This is a genomic window from Clostridium sp. SHJSY1 (genome assembly GCF_031626875.1).
Taxonomy (GTDB): domain Bacteria; phylum Bacillota; class Clostridia; order Clostridiales; family Clostridiaceae; genus Clostridium.
In genome coordinates, this window is sequence record NZ_JANDMF010000081.1 from 1 (window position 1) to 12,878 (window position 12,878).

The following is a 12,878-nucleotide window of genomic DNA, read 5'->3' on the forward strand; positions in this document are numbered from 1 at the left end:
CTTAGCAAAACCTTGTCAACAACTTTTTTGTTTTATTTTTTACAAACATTTTGTTGTTTTTGTTTGCCTCAGCAACGGATTTAATCTTACCACATAATATTCTTATTTAATTTCTCATATTATCCAAATATCAATATTATTGCTTAAATAATCTCTTTTATCTAAAAATTCGCCATATTTCATATACTGATATACTAGGATAAGTTTCATTACTTTTCAAGAATTTTCTTTATAATTAAATCCCACTTTAACAGACTTTACAAGCAAAATATTGAATAAATTAAAGATATCTCAAAATAGAAATTCACTTCTATTTTGAGATATCTTATTAAACAACTTTATTCTTCTTTATAAATAAGGGATATAATTGCGAACCTATAAGTTTCTCATTCTTCTTAATTTCAGTTCCTTTATCTGCTATAACATTATCTAGAACAGCATTATCTTCTACTCTACTATTTTGCATAATAACACAATTTTTAAGTTTTACTCCTTCTCCTATATAAACTCTTCTTCCAATTACACAATTCTCCACTTCTCCTTTGACATAACAACCATTTGCTATTATTGAATTTATTACATTGCTTGAATTTGTATAATGTGTTGGAGCTTCATCTTTTGATTTTGTGAATATTGGTCTTTCCTCACTAAATATCTCTTTACTTATTCTTCTATTTAATAATGCTAGATTGGCATTATATAAAGACTTAAGTGAATTTATGCACTCTAAATGTCCCTCAAATTCATAAGCTCCAACCCTTAAACTGTCTAAATTACCAGCAATATAGTCTCTCACTTTCCTATACATTCCACTTCTTATGCATTTATGAATTATATCAATAAATGTACTTGTTTTTAAAACATACATTTCCATGCTTATATTTACATTCTTACAATTTCCTATATTCTCTCCGATACTTATAACATCTCCTAAGTCTCCTAAATTAAGCACATTACAATCTTCAAAGGAACCTTTTGTTTCCTTAATATTTTTATATACTATAGTTACATCTTTACAACTTTTTTTATGATAATTTATTATCTCCTCGTAATTTATATTACAAATCATATAAGAGGGTGCTAATAAAATATATTCTTTATGGCTATATTTAAAAAATTCAATATTTTCAGCAAAATTATGAACATCTTCATATGAAGGATCATCCTTACCAAAATTAAATACTCTTAATCCATCTTTTTTTCTATTCAAATCCCATGGCTTTCCATTTGTTAAATGATCAATTAATGATCTCGATTTATTCTTAGTGAATATACCTATGCAGTCTATACCAGAGTTAGTCATATTTGATAAAACAAAATCTATAATTCTATATCTAGCAGCTATTGGAACTGATGCAAGAGGTCTATTAACTACTAATTCTCCCATCTTACTTTCATTTCCATCTAAATTTATTATTCCTAGACAATTATTCATATTTCTCTCCCCCCATACCTTATGTCTTCTATACAGCCTTATTACTTTCTATTATTGTTCCCATCTTAACCTCTTCTTTAGCTGCAATAATTGCAATCTCATCTTCTAATCCTATTTTACAATCTTTTCTTACTATAGCATTTGACCCCACAATAGCTTTCTCTATAATTACATTGTCACCAATTTTGGCATTAGTCATTATTACAGAATCCCGTATTATAGAATTTTTACCTACTTGTACCCCTTGAAATAATACAGAGTTTTCTATTTCTCCATTAACTACACAACCTTCAACTATTAATGAATTTTTGATCTTTGCTCCTTCTCCAATATATTGAGCTGGTCTTACTGGATTTACAGAATATATCTTCCAATCTTCATCATATAAATTTAGTTCATTATCATCTTTTAATAAATCCATATTAGCTTCCCAAAGGCTATCAATTGTTCCTACATCCTTCCAGTATCCTTTAAATGGATAAGCCACCATTTTATTTCCATCACTTAACATTCCAGGAATAATATCTTTTCCAAAATCATTGCTAGAAGTTTTATTAGCTTCATCTTCTTTTAAATACTTCTTTAATGTTTTCCAATTAAATATATATATTCCCATAGATGCTAAATTACTTTTTGGCTTTTCTGGTTTTTCTTCAAACTCATAAATCGACATATCTTCTCTAGTATTCATTATTCCAAATCTACTAGCCTCATTTTTAGGTACTTCTATAACAGCTATAGTTGCATCTGCTCCTCTTTCTTTATGGAAATCTAGCATCTTAGTATAATCCATTTTATAAATATGATCTCCTGATAGAATTAAAATATATTCAGGTTCAGCACCATCTACAAATTCTATGTTTTGGTATATTGCATTGGCTGTTCCTTTGTACCACTTTCCTCCCTTTTCTTCTTGATAAGGTGGTAATATTCTTACCCCACCACATTTTCTATCTAGATCCCATGGTTCTCCAATACCAATATGTGCATTTAATTCTAATGGTTTATATTGTGTTAATACTCCAACTGTGTATATTCCTGAGTTTGCACAGTTACTTAATGGAAAATCTATAATCCTATACTTTCCTCCAAATGGTACTGCTGGTTTTGCTAATTTCTTAGTTAGCACCCCTAGCCTAGATCCTTGACCCCCTGCTAATATCATTGCCACGATTTCATTTTTTCCCATGAATAACATTCCCCTCTCTGTTGCATAAATTCTCATAAAAAATTATTTATCACATTTTAACACCTTGATATCATACCCTTCTAATACCAAAGCATTATTTAATTCTATCCCCTTGTACCTTTTGTCCTGATCTAATATATCAATGTATGATCCTTCAATATTTATATTTTGTAAAGTTATTCTGCTTCCTTTTGTATTTGTAAGAACTATTATTTTCTCATTCTCATAATATCTTTCAAAAGCACATACATCTAGGTCTGTACTATAAAATCTTAACCCACCTTTTTTTAAGGCATTTTCTTTATTTCTTATTCCTATAATTAATTTATAAAAGTCTAAAATTTCTTTATTTTCTCTTCCCCATGGATAAGCCTTTCGATTTTCTGGGTCTTTTCCACCTTCAAGGCCAGCTTCATCACCATAATATACCAAAGGTACTCCTGGTAACGTCATTTGTAATGCAATTATAATTTTTAATAATTCTATTTTTTTATCTAATATTGTTAGTATTCTTTCTGTATCATGGGTTCCAATAATATTCATATTTGCATAAAAATTTTCTTTTGGATAATTTTCAAATAAAGACATTACTTTTTTAGAAAACTTATCTGATTTCATGTGTCCCTTAACAAAATTAATAAGACTATCTCTAAGTGGATAATTTGTTATAGAATCTAATTCTTTCCCATAGAGATAGTGTCTTCTTTTTGAGTAACTTATTTTATTTGAAGCATCTTCCCATACTTCTCCAATAAGAACATTATCACTATACACCTCATTCATTTTCTCTTTAATCATAACAATAAATTCATCTGGAAGTTCATCAGCTACATCTAGTCTCCATCCACTAGCCCCAAGCTCCATCCATTTCTTTATTATTGAATTTTCTCCTTTAATGATGTATTCAATATAACTAGGTTCCATTTCATTAACATTAGGTTGATTATCAATTCCCCACCAACATTCATAAGTATGAGGATAATCAGCGAATCTATACCACCTGTAGTATGGTGAATTAGTTGATTGACATGCGCCAATAGTTTGATAGTTTCCAAATTTGTTAAAATACTTACTATCATCTCCTGTATGACTAAAAACGCCATCTAATATTATCCTTATCCCCCTTTCCTTAGCTTTTTGACACAATATTTTGAATTCTTCGTTTGTACCAAACATTTCATCAACAATCTCATAATCCCCCGTATCGTATTTATGACAACTAGCTGCTTTGAAAATTGGATTTAAATATATTATGCTTATTCCTAATTTCTTAAGATAATCTAATTTCTCAGTTATCCCCTTTAAATTTCCTCCATAAAAGTCCCATCTAACTAATCTTCCTAAATTATCTTTAATATACATAGGCGAATCATTCCAAGTTCCATATATAAAAGAATTCTTCTTTGGAGAATTGATCTTTCCATCTTTGTTTCCATTAAAAAATCTATCAACAAATATTTGATAAATGACCCCTTCTTTATACCAATTAGGTACTATTGTTTTCTCATATACAGTAATTTGATATGGCACAGGATTATGGTTGTATACTCTGCCTATTCCACCTAATCTTTCCTCATTATTTCCGTAGTATACTCTTCCATGCTCATATCCCACTATAAAATAATATTCAAGAACTCCAATATAATCAGATGTATCAATCAAAACTGAATATTTATATAAATCATTATTTAAATACTCTTTATTCATTCCTATATTTTTGGTGTTTCCATCTGCTTGAATTATTTCAACTGATACTGTAACACTTTTATTAATCTCAATTTCTAAATTTACTTTCTCTCCAACTTTTACAGCTCCAAACGGACTTCTAAATTTCATATTTTGAGAATCATGAATTATTCTTAATTCCTCCATAAACTTTTCTCCTTTTTACAAGTTTTTATAAAGTAATTCTGATCCCCATATTCCTGTTGCATACTGCTCAATAGTCCTATCTGAGGAGAATATTCCAGAATGAGCTATATTTTCTCCACACATTTTCTGCCATTTCATTTTATCCTTGTATAAACTATTAACTTTCTCTTGAGCTTTTATATATGAGTCAAAATCTTTTAATACAAAAAATTCATCATTTAAATTTATTAAATTCTCATATATACTCCTAAATCTATCTTTGTCTGGATCATATTTACCATTTATTAAATCATTAACTACACGTTTTACTCTCATATCATTATTATATATATCTACTGAATTATACCCTCCATTTTTGTAGTAGTTTAATACTTCATCTTCTGTTAGCCCAAAAATAACTATATTCTCATCTGTAACTTCATCTCTTATTTCTATATTTGCTCCATCTAAAGTTGCAATAGTCAGAGCTCCATTCATCATAAATTTCATATTTGATGTTCCTGATGCTTCTTTTGTAGTAGTAGAAATTTGTTCACTTAAATCTGTGCCAGGTATGATTTGCTCTGCTAATGAAACATTATAGTTTTCCATAAACACCACCTTAATTTTGTTTTTAACTCTAGGATCATTATTAACTACCTTTGCAATAGAATTAATTAACTCTATTGTATTTTTTGCCAAATAATATCCTGGTGCTGCTTTTCCTGCAAATATAAAAGTTCTTGGTTCTATATCAATGTTTGGATTATCAATTAATGCATTATGTAAATCCATTATTCTCAAACAATTTAATACTTGCCTCTTATATGCATGAATTCTTTTAACTTGCACATCAAAAATCGAATTAGTATCCACTTCTATTTTTTCATTTTTTAATATGGTTTCTGCTAAAGTCTTTTTATTAGCCAATTTTATTTTTTCTAATTTATCTAAAACACTATTATCTCCTAAAAACTTACTGAAGTTACTTAAATCTGTAGGATGCTTTATAAAACCATCTCCGATAGTATCTTTTAATAGAGCTGTTAAGCTAGGGTTGCTTTTTATTAACCATTGTCTATGTGTGATTCCATTTGTCTTATTATTAAATTTATTAGGGTATAAATAATAAAAATCACTCATTTCTTTTTTCTTTAATATTTCTGTATGCAATTTAGCTACTCCATTAACGCTATGACTTCCTACAATGGCCAAATGAGCCATTTTAATTTGGTCATAAGATATTATGGCCATATCCGATATCTTTTTCCATTGACCCTGAAAATTATTCCAAAGCTCCTCACAATGTCTTTTATTAATCTCTTCAATTATCATATAAATTCTAGGTAATAATGTCTTAAACATATCTATAGGCCACTTTTCTAATGCTTCTGCTAAAATAGTATGATTTGTATAAGATATTGTATTTGTAGTAATTCTCCAAGCTACATTCCAATCTATTTTTTCTTCATCTACTAATATCCTCATCAATTCTGGTATAGCTAATGTTGGATGTGTATCATTTATATGAATAGCTATCTTCTCATCAAACTCTTCAATATTTCCACCATGCTTTTTGAAATGTCTTATTATGCTTTGAATTCCTGCTGATACAAAAAAGTATTGTTGTTTTAACCTTAATATTTTTCCTTTATAAAATGAATCTTCTGGATACAAGACTTGAGAAATTGATTCTATTGAATTTTTATACTCTATAGCTTTCAAAAAATCGCCTCGACTAAAGGATGAATAATCAAATTCGTTTGAAACTGCTTCTGCACTCCATAGCCTTAGTGTATTTACAACCTCATTGTCATACCCTACTATAGGTGTATCATACGGAATAGCTAATACAGGTTCATAATTTATATGAGTAAATGTTAAATTATCATTTATATAGTCAACTTTTATCTCTCCTCCAAACTTAACTATTTCCGACTTATTATTTTTTCTCATTTCCCATACATTTCCCTTTTTGAGCCAGTCATCTGAAACTTCTACTTGTTTCCCCTCAACAATTTTTTGTTCAAAAAATCCATATTTATATCTAATTCCACATCCGTTTCCTGGAATTCCCAAAGAAGCCATTGAATCTAGGAAGCAAGCAGCTAATCTTCCTAAGCCTCCATTTCCTAATCCTTGATCATGTTCTAATTTTTCTAAATTATCCAAACTTATATTTAATTCTGATAGTCCCTCTTCACATATATCTCTTATTCCAAGATTTAATAAAGTGCTTCCTAATAATCTTCCTAACAGAAATTCCATAGAAAAATAATAAACTTGCTTTTGCCCTGATTTATTATTTTCCTTATTAGTCTTAAGCCACATCCTAGATACATAATCTCTAATAAGTCCTGCTAAAGCTTCATATTGCTGTTGTTCAGTACCATCTTTTAGTTCAATTTCATGAACTTCTAAAAACTTCTCTACATATGCTTCCTTAAAAGTTCTTTTGTCTAATGATAACATCTTCTGTCCCTCCTATTCGAATATTAGCATTACCTATAACTTAGTTCATTATACATATTCAAATAATCATCAGCAGATTTACTCCAACTATTATCCGAATGCATCGCATGTCTTATAAGTTTGTTCCATTTTCTTTTATCATAATAAGTATTTATAGCATATTGTATTGTATTAAACATTTCATCTCCATTAAACTTCCTAAAACTAAATCCATTTCCCGATTCTTCATATTCATTATAAGGAGTAACTGTATCTTTTAATCCTCCAGTTTCTCTAACTATAGGGATAGTTCCATATCTCAATGCAATAAGTTGACCTAATCCACATGGTTCAAATAAAGATGGCATTAGAAACATATCTGAAGAAGCATATACTTTATGTGCTAAAGCATTATCAAATTTAATATTGGCTGATACTTTATTACCATATCTGTAATCTAACCATTTAAAATAATCCTCAAAGTTCTTATCTCCTGTTCCAACAATTACAAGTTGTACATCTTGCTCTAACAATCTTTCCCCAATATATGTTAATAATTCTAATCCTTTTTGCTTTGTTAATCTTGTTATCATTCCAATCATAGGTGTTGTTTTACTTTCATATAGCCCCAATTCTCTTTGTAATTCTACTTTGTTAATTTGCTTATCTTTAAGGTTTGATACATCATATTTTTTATATATATAGTTATCTGTCACTGGATTAAATTCTTCATAATCAATTCCATTTACAATTCCTCTTAACGAATCTGCTCTACATCTTAATAAACCATCTAATCTCTCTCCAAAATCAGGAGTTTTTATTTCATTAGCATAACTGTAACTTACTGTACTGATTAAATCTGAATAATTTATCCCCCCCTTCATAAAACTTACACCTTTATCAAACTCTAAACTTTTATTTTTGTACGGTTCATAATTATATCCAAATAATTCTGGTAATATAGTTTTATCAAAACATCCTTGGAATAAAATATTATGAATTGAAAATATAGTCCTCATTCCACAGTAAAATAAGTCCTTACTATATTCTAATCTTAGTAATACAGGCACCATTCCTGTCTGCCAATCATTACAATGAATTACATTTGGCTGCCAGTTAATTTGTTTTAATGTATCCAACACTGCTCTATCAAAAAAAGCAAATCTTTCTCCATCATCATAATATCCATATAGTCCATCTCTATCAAAATAAGCCTCATTATCTATTAAATAATAAATTACGCCTTCATGATTGTATTCAAATACTCCACAATATTGTGTTCTCCATCCAACATTCACTGTATGCCACTTTACAAATTTTATTTTTTCTTTAAGCTCCCAATTTATATTCCTATACTTGGGTATTATTACTCTTACATCTACACCTTTTTTGACTAATGCCTTTGGTAATGCCCCTGCAACATCACCTAATCCACCACTTTTTATAAAGGGATGTGCTTCTGTTGCTACAAATAAAACCTTCATAAATATACTCTCCTAAATAAAATATTATTAAATTTATTTTTCTCTCAATTCAATTGCCTTTTCTTTTACACCAATTTTTTCTTCAATATTATTTTTATCTACTTCTATCTTTTTTACTTTTAAAATCATAGTAGCCATTGGTGGTATTTTTACTTTTATTGAATATGGTTGGTTGTGGAATGGAGATTTTTCAGCAACTAATGTTTCTCCAATAATTTGCCCTGATCCACCATATTTCTCATCATCAGTATTTAGTACTTCTTCATATTCCCCTAAAAATGGAACTCCCACTTTATAATCATAGTAAACATCTTGTTTAAAATTGTTTATAACTATTAGAGTATCCTTATCATCTCTGCTTTTTCTCATGAATATTAAAATACTTTGGTCACTATTACTTGGTTCTATCCATGTAAACCCATTATAATCATAATCTAATTGCCATAATGCTTTATTATTTAGATAAAAATTATTCAAATCTTTAAAGAATAAGTGTGTTTTTTTGTATATATCATCATCTTCCATCGATATCCACTCTAATTCTTCATATTCACGCCATTCAATATACTGAGCAAACTCATTTCCCATAAAAGTTAACTTTTTACCTGGATGTACCATCATATAAGAACAAAATACCCTTACCCCTGCAAACTTATTCCACTTATCTCCCCACATTTTATTTACTAAAGACTTTTTACCATGAACTACTTCATCATGTGACAATGGCAGGATAAAATTCTCTGAATAGTTATACATCATTGAAAATGTTATATTCTTATGATTGTGTTTTCTGTATAGAGGATCTATTTGAATATACTCAAGTACATCATTCATCCATCCCATATTCCATTTAAAATTGAACCCTAATCCATCATTTTCTATAGGCTTACTTATGTTAGGCCATGATGTAGACTCTTCTGCAATCATAAGTGCATTTGGAAATTCACTAAAAACAGCCTTATTTAAATTTCTTAAAAATTCCATACCTTCTAAGTTGCCGTTTCCACCATATTTGTTAGGAACCCACTCTCCATGGCTTTTTCCATAATCTAAATATAAAATACTTGATACTGCATCAACACGTAATCCATCAATATGAAATTCTCTAAACCAGTACAATGCATTTGATATGAGATAACTCTTTACTTCTGGTCTTCCTAAATCAAAGTTGCAAGTCCCCCATCCTAAATTTTCTGCTCTCCATAACTCCTTATATTCATAAGTTGGTGTGCCATCAAATCTATATAATCCATGGGCATCCTTACAGAAATGTCCTGGTACCCAATCTAAAATCACGCCTATATCTGCTTTATGCAAATTTTCTATCAGTTTTTTAGCTCCTTCTAAACTTCCATATCTTGATGTTGGAGAAAAATATCCAGTTCCTTGATATCCCCATGATTCATCTAAAGGATGCTCAACTATTGGCATAATTTCTACATGAGTGTAGCCCATTTCTTTTACATAGCTAGGTAAAATTTCACTTAACTCCTCATAACTTAAAAAATCACCATTTTCTTTCCTTCTCCATGATCCCAAATGAATTTCATATATATTTATTGGACTTTCATATACATCAAATTTCTTTCGATTTGTCATCCATTTTTTATCATCCCATTTGAATTTTTCTAGTTGATAAATAATAGATGCATTATTGGGTCTTAACTCACTTTGAATTGCATATGGATCTGATTTGAATTCACTTCTTTCTCCACTATCATTAATAATACAATATTTATATTTTTCTCCTTCTTTTGCATCTGAAAAAAATCCACTCCATAATCCATGTTCTGTAACTCTTTTTAATTGAAATTCCTCTTTAACCTCAAAGTTATTAAAATCTCCAACAACATATACCATTTTTGCATTAGGAGCCCATGTAGTGAATCTTACACCTTTTACTCTCATTTCAGTTGTAATATGAGATCCTAAAATATTATAAGCTTCATAATTTTTTCCTTCATGAAATAGATAAGTATTTAAATCAGTTAAATCATTCTTATTTAATTTTCTCCCATACTTTTTCATTCCTTCATCCTTTTCCTTATCTATTGCTTTGACTTCATTTTCCTTTACAGTATTTAACTTATTTCTTTTTTTTAAAGAATTTTCTTTAGTCTTACTTTTTTTCTTTACACTTACATTCATTTTTGATTTTTTGGCATCTAAATCTTTTTTAGTTTGATTTTTTTTAGATATGCTAATTGAATTATCTACCTTTTCTGAAGGTTCTTCTATGTTATTAATCTTTAATTCTAATTTTTCTAAGTATTGAACCCCTTTCTCTTCAACACTTTTTTCTATTAAAGACATTTTTGAAGTGTTTTTTTGATTATTATTGCTTCTCAAAACTCAATCCCTCCCAAAATATACCTCTACAATTAAAACTTTTTGAATTTTATTCCATTTAAGTATTATATTACTATTTTACCAAAATTGGTAGTATATTTCACCTACTTTTTAATATTTTTTGTAAATTTTTTCAAATTATTTTTCTGCTTTATTAATCTATTATTGTTTAAATATGTATTAAATTAAAATAGCTTTTTATAATCAATTTTATGCAAATTCACTATAAAAAGCTAAATTAAAAACATATTTTTTAAAATCAATATAATTTTCTTTATAAGAATGATAAAAATAGATTCTAACTATCTAACTTATTTCACTTGAAAATAGTATAGCATCTACATATACCAAAATTTTCAAAATTAATATATCACTATTACACTTTTAAACTAAATTATTATTAAATTGCTGTAATTGTTTCATCTATAATATCCATTTTAACTTCTTCTCCTTCACCAACTACAGAAATCTCATCACAGCTTTCTATTCTAGCTCCATCACTTATAATAGCCTCACTGCCTATGATAGCTTTTTTTACGATTACATTTTTCCCAATTTTTGCCTTAGGCATTATAATAGAATCTGAAATAATAGAATTTTCACCAATCTCTACTCCTTGAAAAACTATAGAATTACTTAATTCTCCAGATATATTTCCACCTTCTACTATAATAGAATTTTCAGCATTTTCACTTTTTCTCACATATTCTACAAGGCTACTATGCCCCTTTGAATAGATTTTCCAATTTTCATCATATAAATTCAATTTTTTTTCTTTTGAAAGTAAATCCATATTTGCTTGCCATAAACTATCTACTGTTCCTACATCTTTCCAATATCCTTTAAAAGGATATGCTACCATCTTTCTATCATCCTGAATCATATTAGGTATTATATTTTTCCCAAAATCGTTGCTTGAAAATTTGTCTTTTTCATCTTCTTCTAAGTATTGCTTTAATACTTTCCAATTAAAAATATATATTCCCATAGATGCTAAATTGCCTTTTGGATTACTAGGCTTTTCTTCAAACTCATATATAGACATATCTTTTCTAACATTCATTATTCCAAATCTATTCGCTTCATTCTTAGGAACTTCTACAACTCCAATAGTTACTTCAGCTTCTTTTTCTTTATGAAAAGCCAACATTTGAGAATAATCCATTTTATATATATGATCTCCTGAAAGAATTAACACATATTCTGGATCATAGTTATCTATGAATTCAATATTTTGATATATGGCGTTTGCTGTCCCTTTATAAGAATTCTCTTTTTTTCCTTTTTTATGTGGCTGTAATAAACTTACTCCACCATCTTCACAATCTAATCCCCAAGAAGTTCCTGATCCTATATGATTATTTAGCTCTAACGGTTTATATTGAGTTAAAACACCTACAGTGTATATACCCGAATTTGAACAATTACTTAATGGAAAATCAATAATTCTATACTTTCCACCAAATGGTACTGCAGGTTTAGCAATATTTTTAGTTATTATTCCTAATCTTGTTCCTTGCCCTCCTGCCAATATCATTGCAACAATCTCCTTTTTGATCATATATATTATCTCCTTTCCTAACATCCTAGCAATAATATAGTGTGTTAGAAAGCTATAATATATACACAAGCTTTATTATTTTAACAAAATAATAAAAAATTAAAGATTATCTTTTTTGTAATAACATCCCTCATTTAGAATTAATATAACAAACTGTCTCATTTAATAGAAAACTAAAAGGATGTACCAAAATAAATTTGACACTAGTCGAAAAAAAGAGAATTCAAAATCAAAATTGAATTCTCTTTTTTTGTGCATAATATTATTATGAAAACAAAAAATATTATACCTAATAATAATTCAGTAGCCTTATCTAAAACCAGGTTTTCAATTATATTTTATGGATATATATAAGGAATATATTCAAGCCATTCGCTTGAGGCATGTAAAAAAGAGTCTATATGAAATTCAGTTCCTTAAAAATTCAAATATCATAATAAAACAAAAAAAACTATCTATTTCATAAAGAAAAGATAGTTTTTATAACCTGGCAACGTCTTACTCTCCCACACAGTCTCCCATGCAGTACCATCAGCGCTGTAGAGCTTAACTTTCCTG

General features: G+C 28.5%; 7 protein-coding genes. All 7 read right to left on the reverse strand.

Features of this window, described 5'->3' with window-relative positions:
• Positions 1–328: 328 nt before the first annotated feature.
• The 7 genes from glgD to NNC19_RS22630 all read right to left on the reverse strand — a co-directional run bounded on the left by glgD (position 329) and on the right by NNC19_RS22630 (position 12,320).
• Positions 329–1,435, reverse strand: coding sequence for a glucose-1-phosphate adenylyltransferase subunit GlgD (glgD, locus tag NNC19_RS22600; protein WP_310940962.1), 1,107 nt, complete (start codon positions 1,433–1,435; stop codon positions 329–331).
• A 28-nt stretch (positions 1,436–1,463) separates the two neighbouring features.
• On the reverse strand, positions 1,464–2,624 hold the full coding sequence (locus NNC19_RS22605; protein ID WP_310940963.1) for a glucose-1-phosphate adenylyltransferase: 1,161 nt from the start codon (positions 2,622–2,624) through the stop codon (positions 1,464–1,466).
• A 42-nt stretch (positions 2,625–2,666) separates the two neighbouring features.
• Positions 2,667–4,496 (reverse strand): glycoside hydrolase family 13 protein, encoded by a 1,830-nt coding sequence (locus NNC19_RS22610; protein ID WP_310940964.1) that lies wholly within the window; start codon positions 4,494–4,496, stop codon positions 2,667–2,669.
• A 15-nt stretch (positions 4,497–4,511) separates the two neighbouring features.
• Positions 4,512–6,947, reverse strand: coding sequence for a glycogen/starch/alpha-glucan phosphorylase (locus NNC19_RS22615; protein WP_310940965.1), 2,436 nt, complete (start codon positions 6,945–6,947; stop codon positions 4,512–4,514).
• 29 nt (positions 6,948–6,976) lie between these two features.
• Complete coding sequence (gene glgA, locus NNC19_RS22620; protein ID WP_310940966.1) at positions 6,977–8,410, reverse strand: glycogen synthase GlgA; 1,434 nt, start codon at positions 8,408–8,410, stop codon at positions 6,977–6,979.
• Between the two features lie 33 nt (positions 8,411–8,443).
• Positions 8,444–10,558: a 1,4-alpha-glucan branching protein GlgB gene (glgB, locus tag NNC19_RS22625; RefSeq protein WP_396136476.1), complete on the reverse strand. Its 2,115-nt coding sequence runs from the start codon at positions 10,556–10,558 to the stop codon at positions 8,444–8,446.
• A 601-nt stretch (positions 10,559–11,159) separates the two neighbouring features.
• Positions 11,160–12,320 carry a glucose-1-phosphate adenylyltransferase gene (locus tag NNC19_RS22630; protein ID WP_310940967.1) on the reverse strand — a complete coding sequence of 387 codons (1,161 nt, stop codon included), beginning with the start codon at positions 12,318–12,320 and terminating at the stop codon, positions 11,160–11,162.
• Positions 12,321–12,878: the final 558 nt, after the last annotated feature.

What these genes read in the sequence shown, in the direction of transcription:
- glgD (WP_310940962.1), bottom strand. Translation starts at nt 1,435, where the DNA reads ATGAATAATTGTCTAGGAATAATAAATTTAGATGGAAATGAAAGTAAG.
- NNC19_RS22605 (WP_310940963.1), bottom strand. Translation starts at nt 2,624, where the DNA reads ATGGGAAAAAATGAAATCGTGGCAATGATATTAGCAGGGGGTCAAGGA.
- NNC19_RS22610 (WP_310940964.1), bottom strand. Translation starts at nt 4,496, where the DNA reads ATGGAGGAATTAAGAATAATTCATGATTCTCAAAATATGAAATTTAGA.
- NNC19_RS22615 (WP_310940965.1), bottom strand. Translation starts at nt 6,947, where the DNA reads ATGTTATCATTAGACAAAAGAACTTTTAAGGAAGCATATGTAGAGAAG.
- glgA (WP_310940966.1), bottom strand. Translation starts at nt 8,410, where the DNA reads ATGAAGGTTTTATTTGTAGCAACAGAAGCACATCCCTTTATAAAAAGT.
- glgB (WP_396136476.1), bottom strand. Translation starts at nt 10,558, where the DNA reads ATGAATGTAAGTGTAAAGAAAAAAAGTAAGACTAAAGAAAATTCTTTA.
- NNC19_RS22630 (WP_310940967.1), bottom strand. Translation starts at nt 12,320, where the DNA reads ATGATCAAAAAGGAGATTGTTGCAATGATATTGGCAGGAGGGCAAGGA.